At 67.1% G+C, this 18,663-nt stretch carries 8 protein-coding genes; 4 read left to right on the top strand and 4 right to left on the bottom strand.

Annotated elements, in window-relative coordinates:
* Positions 1 to 20 precede the first annotated feature (20 nt).
* Both AC5P7X_RS07210 and AC5P7X_RS07205 read left to right on the top strand, forming a co-directional pair.
* A complete protein-coding gene (locus AC5P7X_RS07210) occupies positions 21 to 260 on the top strand; it encodes a hypothetical protein (RefSeq protein WP_053498135.1) in 240 nt (79 codons plus the stop codon).
* A 9-nt stretch (positions 261 to 269) separates the two neighbouring features.
* Positions 270 to 677 carry an RNA-binding S4 domain-containing protein gene (locus tag AC5P7X_RS07205; protein WP_005415742.1) on the top strand — a complete coding sequence of 136 codons (408 nt, stop codon included), beginning with the start codon at positions 270 to 272 and terminating at the stop codon, positions 675 to 677.
* 38 nt (positions 678 to 715) lie between these two features.
* Here AC5P7X_RS07205 and AC5P7X_RS07200 read toward each other — a convergent pair whose 3' ends face one another.
* From AC5P7X_RS07200 to AC5P7X_RS07185, 4 genes are all read right to left on the bottom strand, one after another.
* Positions 716 to 1,318 carry a DUF937 domain-containing protein gene (locus AC5P7X_RS07200; RefSeq protein WP_065178082.1) on the bottom strand — a complete coding sequence of 201 codons (603 nt, stop codon included), beginning with the start codon at positions 1,316 to 1,318 and terminating at the stop codon, positions 716 to 718.
* Between the two features lie 107 nt (positions 1,319 to 1,425).
* Positions 1,426 to 3,069, bottom strand: coding sequence for a catalase (locus AC5P7X_RS07195; RefSeq protein WP_005415744.1), 1,644 nt, complete (start codon positions 3,067 to 3,069; stop codon positions 1,426 to 1,428).
* A 189-nt stretch (positions 3,070 to 3,258) separates the two neighbouring features.
* Positions 3,259 to 5,850, bottom strand: coding sequence for a DNA mismatch repair protein MutS (gene mutS / locus AC5P7X_RS07190; protein WP_495214673.1), 2,592 nt, complete (start codon positions 5,848 to 5,850; stop codon positions 3,259 to 3,261).
* A 133-nt stretch (positions 5,851 to 5,983) separates the two neighbouring features.
* Positions 5,984 to 6,376: a barstar family protein gene (locus AC5P7X_RS07185; protein WP_053498144.1), complete on the bottom strand. Its 393-nt coding sequence runs from the start codon at positions 6,374 to 6,376 to the stop codon at positions 5,984 to 5,986.
* 422 nt (positions 6,377 to 6,798) lie between these two features.
* Between AC5P7X_RS07185 and AC5P7X_RS07180 the strand changes: the two genes are divergently transcribed.
* Positions 6,799 to 8,487, top strand: a complete 1,689-nt coding sequence (locus AC5P7X_RS07180; RefSeq protein ID WP_495214672.1) for a ShlB/FhaC/HecB family hemolysin secretion/activation protein — start codon at positions 6,799 to 6,801, stop codon at positions 8,485 to 8,487.
* Between the two features lie 21 nt (positions 8,488 to 8,508).
* The coding region (locus AC5P7X_RS07175; RefSeq protein ID WP_495214670.1) for a hemagglutinin repeat-containing protein at positions 8,509 to 18,663 on the top strand (10,155 nt) is incomplete at its 3' end.

Below are 18,663 nucleotides of genomic sequence, written 5' to 3'. Positions count from 1 at the left end.
CCGGTTTGCGGGATGTGGCAATGCATCAACGACTGCAGGTGGAGCGGAGGCTGGCGCTGGCCTTGATCAGCGTCGTATTGGCCGCATGTTCGATGGACGACCGGCTGGGTGATACCCAGATCCGGCCAACCGACCGTCCCGAGTGTCTGGTCGGCAGCCAGCGCCAGGACCTGGCCTCCGGGGTGCGGCCATTGATCGGCGGCACCGGCTGCCGGGCCGACCCGGACAACCCGCGTCCCCTCAACAAGCCACTGGAGTAGTCTGCCCCCATGCCCGAGCTTTCCCCGCTGTCACCCAGTGTCCGCCTGGACATCTGGTTGTGGGCGGCCCGTTTCTTCAAGACCCGCAGCCTGGCCAAGCAGGCGATCGAGACCGGCAAGGTCAGCGTTGCCGGGCAGCGTCCGAAATCCTCACGCGCGGTGCGCGTGGGCGAGCAGCTTCAGGTCGACCGTGGTGAAGAGCATTTCGAGGTCCAGGTGCTCGGCCTGAGCGATCAGCGCGGGCCCGCAGCGACGGCGCAGCAGCTGTATGCCGAGAGCGAGGCCTCCAAGGCGCGTCGTGCCGAACAGCGTGCGCTGCGCATCGCCGCGCGCGATGGGTTCCAGCCGCCGGAGCACAAGCCGGACAAGCGCGCGCGCCGGTTGATCCGCGCGCTGGGCGATATTGACGCGCTGTAAATGATGCGGCGCCGGACCAGGTCCGGCGCCCGCAGGCGTCAGCGCTTGCCGCCGAGCAGGCTGCCGCCGATCTTCAGCAGATCGCCCACGCCGAGCTGGCCGTCACCGTCCTGGTCCAGCAGGCTGCCGAGCAGGCCACCGGCAAGACCACCCTGTTGCTGCACGTGCTGCTTTTCCTGGCCAAGCGCCTGGCTGAGCGAGCCGGCATCGGCCTGGCCGCCACCGAGACGCTGGGCGAGGAAGGCCATCACGATCGGTGCGAGGATCTGCAGCAACTGGCTGGTGCGGCCGCTGTCGAGCTGGGTAGCCTGCGCCAGCCCGCTTTCGACCTTCTGCTGGCTGCCGCCGAAGATGTGGCCGAGGATGCCGGCGCCATCGCTGGCGGCACCACCGCCACCGCCGCCCAGTACCGAGCCGAGCACGCTGCCCAGGTCCAGGCCGCTGTGGTTGTTCTGCAGTGCGCCGAGCAGCGCCTGTGCGCCCTGTGGCTGCGAGGCGTTGTTGCCCAGCGCGCCCATCAGCACCGGCAGTGCGGCGCTGATCGCACCGGAGGCCTGGGTATCGCTGATGCCGAGCTGCTGGGAGACCTGCTGCAGCGGCGCGCCCTGCAGTTTGGCGAGAAGTTCATCGGTCAGGCTCATCTGCGGATTCCTTGATTGGGGTGGGGCGTGCAGAAGGTACGACGCGGACCGTTAAAACGGCGACGCCGCCTCACAGGGAGGCGGCGTGCCGTACACGGGGAGGGCGATCAGAGTTCGATGTCTTCCGCGCCCGGGGTCGCAGTAGGGAAGTCCGCTTCCGGTTGCGCCGGCTTGAACGGATCCGATGGCTGGCTGGCCAGCGCCTTGAGGGCTGCGGCGACGCCGGCACCGTAGGCCGGGTCGGCCTTGCTGCAGTTGTCGATGTGGCGCTGCTTGATGAAGTCCGGTGCATCGCCCAGGGCGCGGGCGGTGTTGGCGAACAGGCGGTCCTTCTGTGCCTGGTTGTAGCTGCGGAACAGCGCACCGGGCTGGCTGAAGTAGTCGGCGTCGTCCTCACGGAAGTTCCAGAAGTCGGCGTCGCCGCGGATCTTCATCGGCGGTTCGCGGTACTGCGGCTGTTCCTGCCACTGGCCATAGCTGTTCGGTTCGTAATGCGGCAGGCCGCCGTAGTTGCCATCCACGCGCATCGCACCATCGCGGTGATTGCTGTGCACCGGGCAGCGTGCGGCGTTCACCGGAATCTGGTGGTGGTTCACGCCCAGCCGGTAGCGCTGCGCATCGGAATAGGCGAACAGGCGTGCCTGCAGCATCTTGTCCGGCGACGGGCCAATGCCCGGCACCAGGTTGCTCGGTGCGAACGCCGACTGCTCCACGTCCTGGTACCAATTGACCGGGTTGCGGTTCAGTTCGAACTGGCCCACTTCGATCAGCGGGTAGTCGCTCTTCGGCCATACCTTGGTCAGGTCGAACGGATGGATGCGGTAGGTTTCCGCCTCCAGCTCCGGCATGACCTGGATGAACAGCTTCCACTTCGGGAAGTCGCCCTTCTCGATCGCGTCGAACAGGTCGCGGCCGTGGCTTTCGCGGTCATGGCCGACCAGGATCTGCGCCTGCGCGTCGGTCAGCGATTCGATGCCCTGCTGGCTGACAAAGTGGAACTTGACCCAGAAGCGCTCGCTGTCGGCGTTGGTGAAGCTGTAGGTGTGCGAGCCGAAACCATGCATGTGGCGGAAGCTGCGCGGAATGCCGCGGTCGCTCATCACCACGGTCACTTGCAGCAGGGCTTCGGGCAGCAGTGTCCAGAAGTCCCAGTTGTTGCGCGCGCTGCGCAGGTTGGTGTGCGGGTCGCGCTTGACCGCTTTGTTGAGGTCGGCGAACTTGCGCGGGTCGCGCAGGAAGAACACCGGCGTGTTGTTGCCGACCAGGTCCCAGTTGCCTTCTTCGGTGTAGAACTTCAGTGCGAAGCCGCGGATGTCACGCTCGGCGTCGGCGGCACCACGCTCGCCGGCCACCGTGGTGAAGCGCGCGAACATCTCGGTCTGCTTGCCCACCTTCTCGAACAGTTTGGCGCGGGTGTACTTGCTGATGTCGTGGGTGACGGTGAAGGTACCGAACGCACCCGATCCCTTGGCATGCATGCGGCGCTCGGGAATGATCTCGCGGTTGAGGTTGGCCAGCTTTTCCAGCAGCCACACGTCTTCCATCAGCAGCGGGCCGCGCGGGCCAGCGGTCTTGCTGTTCTGGTTGTCCACCACCGGTGCGCCGAAGGCCGTGGTCATCGGCGTGACCGGATCGTCGCCGTGCTTCTGCTTCGGCGTCGTGCTCAGCTCACGCTGCTGCTGGGCGCCTTCTGCCGGCGACGGAGCGGTGTGATACGGGCACTTGGGACTGTTGTTATCGGACTGGCTCATGGCTGGCTCCTGCGGGTGAAGACGGGGTGGAACATCTTCACTCGACTTTAGCTAGGGCCAGATGAAATGAATAATCGAATGATCCGTTCAGATCGATAGATTCTGTCAATTGAAACGCAGAATCGGATTTGCAGAGACTTTCAAGAGGCCTCCTGCATGGCAGCCGGAGGCCGTCTCTATGCGTTGCAGTTACAGCAGCGCTTTCAACCGGTACAGGGCTTCCAGCGCCTGCTTGGGCGTCAGTTCGTCCGGGTCGATCGCCGCCAGCGCTTCCTGCGCCTTGCTGGCCGGGGCGCTGAACAGGCCGAACTGCTGCGGCGCATCCAATGCCTGCGGCGCCAGCTCGGCGGCATGGCTTTCACCGCCGCGCTGCTCCAGCTCGGCCAGGCGCCGCCGTGCCTGCGCCACGGTAGTGCGCGGCAGGCCGGCCAGTGCGGCCACCTGCAGGCCGAAGCTGCGGTTGGCCGGACCGTCCTTCACCGCGTGCATGAACACCAGCGCTTCACCGTGCTCGACGGCATCCAGGTGCACGTTGGCAATGCCGCTGCGGCCGCCCTCGTGTTGTTCGTCGGCCAGCGCGGTCAGCTCGAAGTAGTGGGTCGCGAACAGCGTATAGCAGCGGTTCTGGTAGGCCAGGTGACGTGCGACCGCATCGGCCAGCGCCAGTCCGTCGTAGGTGGAGGTGCCGCGGCCGATCTCGTCCATCAGCACCAGCGAATGGGCGGTGGCGTGATGCAGGATGTAGCTGGTCTCGGCCATCTCGACCATGAAGGTCGACTGCCCGCGGGCGAGGTCGTCACCGGCGCCGATGCGGGTCAGGATGCGGTCGATCGGACCGATAACCGCACGGCTGGCCGGCACGAAGCTGCCGATGTGGGCCAGCAGCACGATCAGCGCGTTCTGCCGCATGTAGGTCGATTTACCGCCCATGTTCGGGCCGGTGATGACCAGCATGCGACGGTCGGGATGCAAGTCCAGGTCGTTCGGTTCGAACGGCTGCTCACGCACCGCTTCGACCACCGGATGGCGGCCACGCTCGATCTTCAGGCACGGTGCCGTTTCCAGTTCCGGCCGCGACCAGTCCAGCGCCTGCGCGCGCTCGGCGAAGGCGGCCAGCACGTCCAGTTCGCTCAGCGCAGCGGCGCACTGCTTCAACGGTTCCAGCTGTTCGCCGAGGGTGTCCAGCAGCTGCTCGTACAGGTATTTCTCGCGCGACAACGAACGGTCGCGCGCGGACAGCACCTTGTCTTCGAACGCCTTCAGTTCTTCGGTGATGTAGCGCTCGGCATTGGTCAGCGTCTGGCGGCGGGTGTAGTGCACCGGCGCACGGTCGGACTGGCCCTTGCTGATCTCGATGTAGTAGCCGTGCACGCGGTTGTAGCCCACCTTCAGGGTGGGAATGCCGCTGCTTTCGCGTTCGCGCTGTTCCAGATCGACCAGGAACTGGTCAGCATGGGTGGACAGGCGGCGCAGCTCGTCCAGCTCTTCATCGAAGCCGTCGGCCAGCACGCCGCCGTCGCTCAGCTTCAGTGGCGGCATTTCGGCAATGGCGCTGGCCAGCAGCTGCGCGCACTCATCGTGTTCGCCCAGCGCGGTATGCAGGGCCTGCAGGCGCGGCGAATCCAGTGGCGCCAGCACCTCGCGCACGGCGGGCAGCAGCCCCAGGCCATCACGCAGGGTGGAAAAATCGCGCGGGCGCGCCGAGCGCAGCGCGACGCGGGTGAGGATGCGTTCCAGGTCGCCCAGGCGGCGGAACTGTTCGCGGATGTCGGCGTCGCTGCCGCGATCGATCAGGGTTTCCACCGCATGGTGGCGCTGCACCAGCACCTCGCGCAGGCGCAGCGGGCGGTGCAGCCAGCGCCGCAGCAGGCGGCCGCCCATCGGCGTCACCGTGCTGTCGAGCACGCCCAGCAGGGTATTGCGGGTATCGCCGTCGACGCGCGTATCCAGTTCCAGGTGGCGACGGGTGGCGGCATTCATCGCGATCGCCTCGCCGGCGGTTTCCATCGCGATCGAAGTCAGGTGCGGCAGGCGCTGCTTCTGGGTTTCCTCGACATAGCCGAGCAGGGCACCTGCGGCAGCGGTCGCACGTGGCTTGTCATCGATGCCGAAGCCGCTCAGGTCATGCAGCTTGAAGAAATTCAGCAGCTGGCGGCGGCCACTGTCGGCATCGAACAGCCACGGCGCACGGCGGCGCACGCCGGTGCGCTGGCGCAGGAATTCCGGCCAGTTTTCTTCGTCGGGCACCAGTAGCTCGGCCGGCTCCAGTCGGGCCAGTTCGGCTTCCAGCGCATCGTCGGTTTCCACTTCGTTGACCAGGAAGCGGCCACCGGCCAGGTCGGCCCAGGCCAGGCCGTAGCCCTGCTTCGTGCGCGACAGCGCCATCAGCAGGGTGTCACGGCGCTCGTCCAGCAGCGCTTCGTCGGTGACGGTTCCGGGGGTGACGATGCGCACCACCTTGCGTTCGACCAGGCCCTTGGCCAGCGCCGGGTCACCGATCTGCTCGCAGATCGCCACTGACTCGCCCAGCGCCACCAGCCGTGCCAGGTAGCCCTCGTAGGCATGCACCGGCACGCCGGCCATCGGAATCGGTGCGCCGCCGGAGCTGCCACGCTGGGTCAGGGTGATGTCGAGCAGGCGCGCGGCCTTGCGCGCATCGTCGTAGAACAGCTCGTAGAAGTCGCCCATGCGGAAGAACAGCAGCAGGTCCGGGTACTCGGACTTGGCTGCGAAGAATTGCTTCATCAGCGGGGTGTGTTCGGCGGACTTGTCTTTGGACATGGGACTCGTGGATCTGGGCATCCGGCCACGCCGGAGGGCGGCCGCAGCGGAGCGGGTACAGGGCCGTCCATGGTAACTGCTGGGGCGCAGGGCTGCCGCCACCGGTGGCAGGCCGGTACGGCACGTAAAGGAGTCAGGCCGGGACCAGCGTGATCTGCCGGTGGCTGGTGAAAATCTCCATGACGATCTCGAAGTAGGTCGGGCCTTCGCCCCGTTGCAGGGCCTGCAGCTGGTGGGCAATGGCCTGCGTATTGAAGCTGCCCGGTGTGTCCAGCTTTGCCTGCAGCCATTGGCGGGTGGTCTCCATGCCCAGGGCCGTGCGGCTGTGGGCAATATCGCGCCAGATCAGCGTGGCCTGCGCCTGGCCGGCCAACGCGCCATAACTGCCATGCAGCAGGTCGTCCAGCGCATCCAGGCTTGGCCCGAGCTGCCACGCCTCGCCAGCCATGAACACGCGGTTGATCTCCGCGTACAGGCTGGCGATGTCATCGATGGCGGCGCCTTCAATCTGTAGGACGATGGTCATGCGCCGACTGTAGCGTGACCCGCGCGCAGGGTGTGTGCGGCTGAACGGATTCGCTTTGCGGGCGTGGGCCGTGCACCGCATACTTCGCGGCTGCACTTCGCTGCACGGCTGTCGTGCAGCCGCATGTGCCGCTTTGCAGGTACGAGGCGAACGCTCGTTCCGCCACCTGCCAACGCTTTGCCGCGAGCCCTTGCGCCGGGCTGACGCGCGCCCTGCGGAAATTCATCCTTCAGAAACTCCCGCGCCGGCCGATCTGTACTGCGGCATTGCGCCTGTCGCGCGATGCCGTGGCTGTCCATGGTGGCGCAGCCTCGGCTCACGTTCCTGCAGCACCGCGGCTGGCAGGACGATTTCGAATGGAACGTAGCGTGGAAACAGGGAAGAAGCACCCGGGGCCGAGGCTCCATCGTGGTTGGTCGTTGATGCTCGCCGTTGCCGCATGGCCGGCGACCGCCCAGCAGGCCGGTGATCCCGCCGCGCAGGAACTGCTGCGGCAGCAGGAGCGCGAACGCGTGCTGCGCGAGCAGCAGGAACAACGCCCCGACGTCCGCCTGGAGCGGGACGCGCAGAAGGAGAGCGACCGCCTGCCGGCGCAGGAGCACCCGTGCGTACGCATCGATCGCATCGTGCTGGAAGGCGAAGGCAGCCAACGCTTCGGCTGGGCACTGGCGGCCGCCGATCCGGTCGACGATCCGGCCACCGGCCGTTGCCTGGGGACCGAAGGCATCAACGTGGTGATGAAGCGTGTGCAGAACGCGATCATCGCGCGTGGCTATGTCACCACGCGCGTGCTGTCGGCACCGCAGGACCTCAACCAGGGCACGCTGGCGTTGTCGGTGGTGCCGGGCCGGTTCCGCGAGGCCGCGTTCTCCGATCCGCAGGGACGGCATCCGGCCCTCGCCAATGCACTACCGATCCGCAGTGGCGGCCTGCTCAACCTGCGTGACATCGAGCAGGGCCTGGAGAACCTGCAGCGCGTGCCCACCGTCAGCGCCGACATCAAGATCGCGCCGGCCGACGGCGAGGGCGCGGCGCCGGGCCAGAGCGACCTGCAGATCGACTGGACGCAGCGCTCGCCGGTGCGCGCCAGCGTCACCCTGGACGATGCCGGCAGCCGCGGCACCGGCAAGCTGCAGGCCAACGCGACGCTGTCGCTGGACAATCCGCTGGGCCTGAACGAGCTGTTCTACGTCAGTGCGGGCCGTGGCGTGTTCAACGGCCGCGGCAAGGACACCAACAGCTGGACCGCGCACTACGACGTGCCCTACGGGTATTGGCTGTTCGGTGCCACCGCCAGCGCTTACGACTACAGCCAGAACGTGGTTGGTGCCTTTGAAAGCTATGACTACAGCGGCCGCAGCCAAAACGCCGAAGCGCGGGTGGACCGGCTGTTGCTGCGCAATGCCAAGGTCAAGTTCAGCGCCTACGCGCGCGGCTGGCAGCGAGAGTCGAAGAACTACATCGACGATACCGAGATCGAAGTACAGCGTCGCCGCACCGCGGGCTGGGAACTGGGCCTGACCCACAAGCAGTTCATCGGCAACGCCACGCTCGATGCCAGCGTGGCCTACCGGCGTGGCACGGGGGCCTTCCACGCCTTGCGCTCGCCAGAAGAGATGGCGCAGCAGTGGGATCCGACGCTGCCGCTGGAAGGGACCTCGCGGATGAAGCTGATTACCGCCGACGCGCAGTTCAGCGTGCCGTTCCAGCTGGGCAGGCAGCGCCTGCGCTACACCGCCGCATGGCGGGCGCAGTGGAACCGCACGCCGCTCTCGCCACAGGACCGCTTCGCCATCGGCGGCCGCTATACCGTGCGCGGTTTCGATGGTGAAAGCTCGCTCAGCGGTGAGCGCGGCTGGTCGCTGCGCAACGATCTTTCGCTCGGTATCGGTGGCGGCCAGGAGTTCTACGTGGCTGCCGACTACGGCCGCATCGGCGGCCCATCCGCGCAGTGGCAGTCCGGCCATGACCTGGCCGGCATGGCACTGGGCCTGCGCGGCGGCTGGCAGCAGCTTTCCTGGGATGGCTTCGTGGGTTCGGCGCTGCGCAAACCCGCCCATTTCCCCACCGACTACACCACATTCGGCTTCAGCCTGGCCTGGCGCTACTGATCTGCCACAAGGACACGTGACATGAACACTATCTATCGTCTGGTTTTCAACCGCGCGCTGCGCGTCTGGCAGGTGGCTTCGGAGCTGGTGAAGGGCGGCGGTGGCCTGGTCGGCCATGTGCCGGGCCGGCAGAGCGCTGCGCTGTCGCCGCTGGGCTTCGCACTGATGTGCTCACTGGGCTGGGTCAGCCTGGCAACGCCTGCGCTGGCGCAGTCCGATGCGCGCATCATTTCCGATCCGAATGCGCCGGGCCGTGAACGGCCGACGATGGTGACGGCACCCAATGGCGTGCCGATGGTGAACATCACCACGCCGTCGGCGGCGGGTGTGTCGCGCAACCGCTATTCGCAGTTCGACGTGGGCCGCGATGGCGTCATCCTCAACAACGCCCGCGGCCAGGTGCAGACGCAGCTGGGCGGCTGGGTGCAGGGCAACCCGTGGCTTGCCACCGGCAGTGCACGGGTCATCCTCAATGAAGTGAATGGTCCGGCCAGCCGGCTCAACGGCTATGTGGAAGTGGCCGGGCAGCGCGCCGAGGTGATCATTGCCAACCCGGCCGGCATCCAGGTCAATGGCGGCGGTTTCCTCAATGCCAGCCGGGTGACCCTGACCACCGGCACGCCGATGTTCACGGGTGCAGGCGCACTTGAGGGCTACCGCGTCACAGGGGGCGCGATCCAGATCGATGGCGATGGCCTGGACACCAGCCGTGCCGATTACACCGACCTGATCACCCGTTCGTTGCAGGTCAACGCCGGCATCTGGGCCAATCAGTTGCAGGCGACGCTGGGCAACAACGTGGTCAGTGCCGACCACAGCCAGGCCAGTGCGACCGCGGCCAGCGGCGAGGCGCCGGCCTTCGCGCTGGACGTTGGTGCGCTGGGCGGCATGTTCGCCAACAAGATCTGGCTGGTCGGCAATGAGCACGGCGTGGGCGTGCGCAATGCCGGCAGCATTGGCGCACAGGCCGGCGAGCTGGTGGTGACGGTGGATGGCCGGCTGGAAAACACAGGCGCCCTGCAGTCGCGGCAGAACGTGCGCGTGCAGGCCGGTGGCGATCTTGCCAATGGCGGCACCATCGCGGCCACGCGCGAAGTTGCGATCACCGCCGGTGGCACGCTGGACAACAGCAACGGCACGCTCAATGCACAGCGCCTGCAGCTGCAGGCGCAGGGGTTGCGCAACCATGGCGGCGCCATTCAACAGACCGGTGTGCAAGCGCTGGCACTCAAGGCCGACGCAGCCAGCAACCGTAGCAATGGCCTGTTGGGTGCACTGGATGCCATGGCATCAGGTGGTAACGGGAGCAGCGCTGGCAGCGGCGCGTCGCCCGGCAATGGCGGCGGAACACCCGGAACCGGCACGCCGGGAACGCCGGGAACCGGAGGCGGCAATGGCGGCTCGGCGGGCACGCCGACGTCGCCGGAGCTGCCCCTGGCCGAGGGCCTGATCGCCATCGCCGGTACGCTGGACAACGACGGCGGCAGCATCGCCAACGGTGGTGCGGTATCGCTCGCCACACGTGCCGGCCTCGACAACAGTGGAGGCCGCCTGGGTGTGGCCGCGCTGCGGGCGGGTGGCGATCTGCGCAATGATGGCGGCACGCTGCAGGTACATGGCGATGCCGCGCTGCGGGTGGGCCTGTTGTCGAACCAGAAGGGTGCGCTGAGCGTGGCCGGCGACCTGTCGCTGGATGCGCAGGCGCTCGACAACCGCGGTGGTGAACTGCGCCACGCCGGCAAAGCGGCATCGTCGTGGACGGTGCAGGGCCTGTTCAACAACGACGGTGGCCTGCTGGCCACCAATGCCACGCAGTTGGCGTTGCGCGCAGGCCAGGTCGGCAATGCCGGTGGCCGCATCGAACACGCCGGTGGCGGTGGTCTCGCGTTGGATACGGGCGACTGGGCCGGCAGCGGTGGGCGACTGAGTACCCTGGGCCGCCTGCAATGGTCGACCGGCAACGCCGATCTGCGCAACGGTTCGCTCAGTGCGGCGGCGTTCGACATCCTCGCCGCGACGCTGGACAACCGCGGCGGCAGCCTGCTGTCGCTCGGTACCGGGGCCAGTTCGGTGAAGGCCACGACGCTGGACAACAGTGCCCGCGGCACGTTGGCCGGCAACGGCGATCTGGCACTGGTCGCGACCACGCTGGACAACAGCAACGGCCTGGTTCAGCAGGCTGGCACCGGCATCCTGAGCGTGCAGGCCGATACGTTGCGTGGCAGCGAAGGGCGTCTGCTCAGCAACGGCGCGCTGGTGCTGTCCGGCGGCGAGCTGGACGTGAGTGGTGGCACGACATCGGCGCAGAGTGTGCAGATCCACGCCGGGGCACTGCGCAACCGCCAGGGCCAGATCGTCTCGCAGGGTGTCTCGGCGCTGGCGCTGGACGTGCGCCATGCGTTCGACAATCAGGGCGGCCAGATCGTCGGCAACGGCGGCCTGCGCATCGACGCCGGTCGCATCGACAACCAGAAGGGCACGCTGCAGTCGGCCGGCACGCAGGGCGTGGCGCTGACGGTGCGCGACACGCTGGATAACAGCGGCGGCGGCATCTCCGGCAATGGCCAGGTGCAGCTGCAGGTTGGCAGCCTGGTCAACCAGGGCGGCAAGGTGCTGGCGGCAGGCAGCGGCGCGCTGCAGGTGCAGGCCCGAGAGCGCTTGGACAACAGCAACGGCGGCCGCCTGGCCGGTACCGGTGATCTGCGGCTGCAGGCGGCAAGCCTGGACAACCGCAGCGGTGCAATCGAACACGCCGGCGGCGGTACGTTGCAGATCCGCGCCGACAGCCTGCTGGGTGCGGGCGGCCGCATCCTCAGCCAGTCGGCGCTGGAACTTGAGGGCGGCGACCTGCTGCTGGGGGCCGGCAGCACTACCCAGGCAGAGCGCATTGCCATCGATGCGCAGCGCTTGGACAACACCGGTGGCAACCTCAGCGCGACCGGCAGCGACGCGCTGCGGCTGCACGTGGCGCAGGGCGTGGACAACAGCGGCGGCACGATCGCCGGCAACGGGGCACTGGATGTGCAGGCCGGTGAACTGATCAACCGCAAGGGCACGCTCAGCGGTGCCGGAACGGCTGACAGCACGCTGCAGATCGTCGCTGCGCTGGACAACCACGAAGGCACGATCGCCAGCAATGCCAATCGCCTGACGGTCACTTCCGCACGGCTGGACAACAGTGGCGGCAGCATCCGCCAGGCCGGCAACCAGGGCCTGGACATCACCACCGGCCGCCTGGACGGCAGCAAGGGCACGCTGGTCTCCTCGGCCACGCTGACCCTGCGTGCTGGCGACGTGGATCATCGTGACGCGACGCTGGGCGCCGATCGCCTCGACCTTGAGGCCACTACGCTCGACAACGCCGGTGGCCGCATCATCGCCAGCGGCGAAGGCGCCAGTCGCATCAAGGCCACGACGCTGGGCAATGCCGGTGGCACGCTGGCCAGCAATGGCGACCTGGCCCTGCTGGCACAGACGCTCGACAACAGTGCAGGCAGGATCCAGCACGCCGGCAGCGGCCAGCTGCAGGTCTCGGCGAAGACCCTGCTGGGCAACGGCGGCAGCGTGCTCAGCAATGGCAGCTTCGCGCTGGATGGCGCCAACCTCGATCTGACCGCGGCAACCACCTCGGCGCGCCGCGTCGACATCACCGCCGATACCCTGACCACCGCCGGTGGCACGCTCACCGCAACCGGTGAAGACGCGCTGCGCCTGCGCGTACAGGGTGTGCTGGACAATCGTGGTGGCACGCTGGCGGGCAATGGCGTGCTGGATCTCACCGCGCAGCAGCTGATCAATGCACAGGGCACGCTGCAGGGTGCAGGCAGCGGTCACTCCACGCTGGCGATCGGCCAGGCGCTGGACAACCAGAAGGGCCGCATCCTGCTGGGCGGTGCCGGCACGGTCACCGCGGCCAGCCTCGGCAACCAGGGCGGCACCGTGCATGCGGGCGGCAGCGCGCTGGTGCTGGGCGTTGACGGTCGTCTCGACAATGGCGAGCAGGGGCTGCTGTCCAGCACCGGCACGATGACCCTGGGCGCCGGCAGTCTCGACAACCGCCACGGCACCCTGGTCGCTGGCAAGGACCTGAGCGCGACCACGGCGGCAGGCGTGGACAACAGCGACGGCGCGATGCAGGCCGGCGAACGGCTGCAGTTGCAGGGCAACGGCCTGGTCAACCAGCGCGGCACGCTGCTGGGCGGCCAGCTGGACATCGATACCCGCGGCCAGCGGCTGGACAACCGCGCCGGCACGCTGGGCACGCAGAAGGGCGACCTGATCGTTCGCAGTGGCGCGATGGACAACCAGGGCGGTCGCGTGCAGTCGGCGGCCGACCTGGCCATCAACACGGCCGGGCAGGACATCGACAACCGCGCCACCGCCGGCAGCGGTGGATTGCTGGCGGCCGGGAAGCTGCAGCTGGATGGTGGCGTGCTGGACAACCGTGGCGGCGCAGTCAATGCACAAGGCGATGCGCGCTTGCTGCTGGCCCGCGTCGACAACAGTGGCGGTGGAACACTTGCCAGCGCCGCGAATCTGTCGCTGCAGACGGCGAGCCTGGCCAATGCCAGTGGTCGCGTGCAGGCCGGGCGCAACCTCGACCTGACCCTGGGCGGGCACCTGGATAACGCCGCCGGCGCGATCGCGGCCGGCCAGCTGCTGACCCTCACGGCCGCCAGCGTGGACAACCGCAACACCCGTGGCGGCGACGGCACGCGTGGCCTGCAGGCGGGCCAGCTGCAGTTCGGCGCACAGTGGCTGGACAACAGCCAGGGCCAGGTCGTCACCGATGGCGGTGCACGATTGGAGATCAACGGCCAGCTGCAGAACACCGGCGGCGTGATCAGCACCGGCGGCAATCTGGACAGCCAGGCGGACAACGTCGCCAACAGCGGTGGCCTGCTGCGCGCCGATGGCAGCCAGACCCTGGTCGCTCGTGCGCTCAGCGAAGATGGCCAGGTGCATGCGCAGCGTGACCTCGGCCTCACCCTGCAGCAGGGCATGCGCCAACGTGGCGAATGGATCGCCAACGGCACGCTGTCGCTGAACCTGTCCGGCGACCTCGACAACCAGGGCGTGGTGCGCGGTGGCAACCTCGACCTCAACGCCCAGAACATCACCAATGCGGCTTCGGGTGAGATCTCCAGCCAGGGCACGACCCACCTCAATGCCCGTGGCCAGCTGACCAACCGGGGCCTGATTGATGGCGCGCTGACCCTCCTGGAGGCCGGCGAAATCGACAATCTCGGTACCGGGCGCATCTACGGTGATCGCGTGGCGATCTCCACCGGCGTGCTGAAGAACCGCGCCGAAGAGGCCGGTGGTGCCACCCGCGTCGGCACCGTGGCCGCACGCGAGCGGCTGGACCTGGGCGTGCGCGAACTGCAGAACACCGGCAAGGGCCTGATCTACAGCGGCGGTGATGCGGCCATCGGTGGCGCGCTCGGCGCCGACCGGATCGCCAGCGGCATTGCCGGGCGGATCGACAACATCAGCTCGGTCATCGATGTGAGCGGCAACCTGTCCATCGATGCGCAGGAGGTCAACAACATCCGCGAGAACGTGGTCGTTTCGCAGACCAGGACCGTGATGGATCCGGTGCGGCTGGATCGCCCGGCATGGTGGCGCAACGGCAAGAACGGCACCGAGGACATCCGCAGTACCAGCCATTACTCCGCGCACGAGGTGTACTACCTCGACCCGGCCGACATCCTCGAAGACACGCCGCACATCACGCCTGATGGCTTCACCGTGCATCGCGCGGTGGTGCGCCTGAGCTCGAAGACCAGTGCCTACTTCTTCGGGCGCGGTGGCCTGTATGCCGGCCTGGGCGAACGCGCGCGCCTGAACGTGCAGGATGGCACGGTGGTGATGTACTACGTCGGTCGCCAAGACAACCAGGTCAATCCGGACCAGGTGCGCGTCGGCGCGGATGACCCGTTCGCCGAGCTGAGCACCCTGCATCCCGATGCGCCGCCATTCCGCTATGTCGACGACAAGCTGACCTATTCCAGCAACTACGGAACCTGCACCACCAACTGCGTGCAGTTGTGGACCTACAAGGACTACAACGATCCGGATCATACGCTGACCAATCCGCGCGGCTCGGGTGGCAACAATGTCAGCAGCAACGAGCAGTACCGCATTGCCACCCGGACGGTGACCGAAGATGTGCTCGGCGCCGGAGTAGGCGCCGATGCGGTGATCCGCTCCGGCGGGGCGATGCGCATCGGCACGAACAACCTGAAGAACCACTACGGCAGCATCGCCGCAGGGGGCAACCTGAGCATCGTGGGGCTGACCGCGACGGCGAAGGTCGAGAATCTGGCGCAGACGCTGTTCCGCACCCATGAATTCAATAATGTGGGCCACACCTACAGCAACGAACGGGTCACCTGGAGCAATGAGACGATCTCCGAGGAGATCGGCAGGATCGGTGGCAGCATCACCAGTGGAGGCACGCTGGTCATCGACGTCGGTGACCTGAGCAACCTCAACCAGGGGCGAAACGCGCCGAACGTGCAGAACGGTTCGGCCATGGCCAACCTCAACGTGCAGGGGCCCAAGGCGCTGCCGGATGGGCCGGGCCATGGCGGTGCGCAGGGGCCGGGCCAGTCCGCCGGCACCGGTGCCGAACGCGCGCTGGCACAGGCGGCCGATGGTGCCAGTACCCAGCAAGGGAGCAGCGTCGGCGGCGTGAGCGGCAACACCGGTACGTCCGGGCCGCGCGTGGTCGCAGCCAGTGGAGGATCGCCGGATCGCATCGCGATGGGTGCACCGGACACGCGCACGCCGAGCGCCAGCCTGTTCAACGTCAATCCCAACGGCGGCCACTATCTGGTCGAGACCGATCCGCGCTTCACCGACCACAAGACCTGGCTGAGTTCGGACCACCTGCTGGGCCAGATGGGCTACTCGCCCGATACCGTGCAGAAGCGGCTGGGTGATGGCTACTACGAGCAGAAGCTGGTGCGCGAGCAGATCGGCCAGCTGACCGGTCGCCGCTTCCTGGACGGCTACGCCAGTGACGAGGCGCAGTACCGCGCGCTGCTGGAGGCCGGTGCCACGGTGGCCAGCGAATGGGGCCTTCGCCCCGGCGTGGCGCTGACCGAAGCGCAGATGGCACAGCTGACCAGTGACATCGTCTGGCTGGTCGAGCAGACCGTCACCCTGGCCGATGGCAGCACCACCACCGCGCTGGTGCCGCAGGTCTACCTGCGCCTGCGCCCGGGCGATCTGGACGGCAACGGTGCACTGCTGGCCGGCGCCAATGTCGATATCAAACTGGGTAATGGCCTGGTCAACACCGGCAACATCGCTGGCCGCAAGCTGGTGACCATCGATGCCGGCAACATCGAGCATCTGGGCGGCAGCATTTCCGGCCAGTACGTCGGGCTGTCGTCGGACAAGGACATCCGCGTTGTCGGTGCCGCCGTGACGGCCACTGATGCGCTGTCGGTCAAGGCCGCGGGCAATGTCACGGTGGCCTCCACGGTGGAGACACAGCAGGGCGGTGGCACCTACCAGTACGAGACCAACCGCATTGATCGGGTTGCTGGTCTGTATGTAACCAACCCCAGTGGCGACGGCATGCTGTCGGTGGTGGCTGGCGGTGACATCAGCCTGCAGGCCGCACAGATCCGCAACGCCGGCGCCGACGGCCTGACCCAGCTGGCCGCAGGCGGCACTCTGGATGTTGGCGCGATTGCGCTGGAGGAGCGCCGCGACGCCACCTTCGATGAACGCAACCACCAGCGCAGCAGCAAGACGACACACGCTGCCTCGTCGGTGCAGGGCGCTGGCGACGTGGTGCTGGCCGCTGGCAAGGACATCAACCTTGCTGCAGCGCAGATCAATGCTGGTGGTGGCCTGGCATTGCAGGCCGGTGGGGACATCAACAGCCAGGCGCTGGTGGACAGTGAGAGCCGGGATTTTGCCAATGCAGGCAAGCGCAGCTCGCTGCAGGTCAGCCAGCGTGATGAGACGGTGCGCGGCAGTACATTGCAGGCCGGGGACAATCTGCTGCTGAACGCGGGCCGGGACGTGAGCTTTACAGCCGCGTTGGTCGACAGCAATGACGGCGCGGTAAGCGTGGCTGCGGGCCGCGACGTCAACCTGCTCTCGGCCAACGAGACGCACGACTACAGCCTGGACAGCTACGACAAGAAAAAGAAGACACTCTCCAGCACCACCACCACGCGCAGCGTCGACGCCAGCGACAGCTATGCCATCGGCACGGCGATCCAGGGCGAGCGCATCAACATCACGGCTGGCCGCGATCTGACTGCGGTAGGTGCGGTGGTCGATGCCACCGGTAACGTGATTCTGGGGGCTGGCAACAATGTGCTGATCACTGCCGCCGAGGACCATCACAGCAGTGAGTCCAGCGAGAGCAAAAAGAAATCCGGCGTTACCGGAGGCTTTGGCAACGGCGTGGCATCGGTCGGCTACAGCAGCGCGAAGAACAGCAGCACCCACGCCGAGCAGTCCACCACCCAGGTGGGATCGGCGATCGCCTCGCGCGACGGCAATGTGCTGATCAATGCTGGAAACACACTGACGATCGAGGCCTCGGACGTCGCCGCAGGCGAGAACCTGACACTGGTGGGCAAGGACATTGCGCTGCTGGCGCGACAGGACACCACGGACAGCCAATCCAGCCAGGCCAGCAAGTCCAGCGGGTTCTCGGTGGGCGTGACCTACGACCCGACCAAGGCCTATCGCAGCGCCCGCGATTCAACCACCGACGGCATGGCCGACAGTGGCTCGGCGATGGGGCGGATCACCCGCACCGCTGAAGGCGCAGCCTCCGGCCTGCGTGCGGCCACCACTTCGACCGTGGTGACTGCCGGCAGCCAGCGCACCAACAGCGAGCAGAGCCATTCGACCAGTGATGCCCGTGTCAGCCAGTTGGCTGCAGGTGGCGATCTCACGTTGATTGCCAACGGCGGCTCGATCCTCAGCCAGGGCACGCAGATGTCGGCCGAGGGCAACGCTGTGCTGCTGGCCACCAAGGACATCGTGTTCGACGTGGCCCACAACACCGAGCGCAGCGACAGCAGCAGCCGCGGCAAGGGCTGGGGCTTTGCCAACAACACCAGCGGCCTACCGTTCGGTACCAACAACTCGCAGAGCCAGGGCAGCGGTAGCAGTGACACCATCACTGGCACGCAGCTGTCGGTCGGCGGCGGCGTGCGCATGGCCACCACCGAGGGCAACATCAGCCTGACCGCAGCCAACATCGCCGCCGAGAAGGACGTGAACATCCGTGCGGCCGGTGATCTGCTGGTGCGCAGCGGGCAGGATACGGTCAGCAACGCCAATACGTCCGACAGCAAGGCGATCGGCACGGTACAGATATCGGATACCGAGAAGTTCTCCGGCTGGCACCGCGAGCAGCACCAGGACGACAGCGCGCAGGTGTCACAGGTGGCCAGCAGCATCGGCAGCCTGGGCGGCAGCGTAAACCTGACGGCTGGCGGCAAGTACACGCAGACCGCCAGCAACGTGGTGGCGACCAAGGACGTGAACATCACCGCCGCCGAGATCGAGCTTTTGACCGCCGACGAAAGCGGCCACTACTCGCAGAGCGACAAGGACCTGAAGATCGGCGTGTTCGCGCGGGTGAAGTCGCCGTTGATCGACCTGATCAACAACGTGGACGCGGCCCGTCAGTCGGATGATCGCCTGCAGAAGATGCAGGGCATGGCAGCGGGCGCCAACGCGTACCAGGCAGCCAGTGCGATCTCGGCACTGTCCGGCCGTGGCGGCAGTGGCGAACTGTTCCGTGCTGAAGCAGGCATCGGCTTCAAGACCGCCAACAGCAGTGCCGATGGCAGCAGCAGGGTGTCGCGTGGCTCCACCATCCAGGGCGGCGGCAACGTCAACCTGACCAGCACCCAGGGCGACATCCACGTGGTGCAGGGCAATCTGAGTGCAGGCAACACCCTCAGCCTGGATTCGGCCGGCGACATCCTGCTGGAAGCAGGCAAGGCGCATGTGACCGACCGCAGCAAGAGCAGCAATGCCGGTGCCGAAGTCGGCGTGGGCGTCTCGGTAGGGGCGCAGACCGGCGTGTACGTGTACGCCGAAGCCAGTGTTGGCAGCAGCAAGGCCAATGCCGAGAGCAGCACCTGGCAGAACACCACGCTGACCGGCAAGAACATCTCGATGAAG

The organism is Stenotrophomonas sp. YJH_SMC_53, assembly GCF_059369995.1.
Note: the sequence above shows the minus strand (reverse complement) of the source record. Positions and strands in the feature narration are given on the sequence as shown.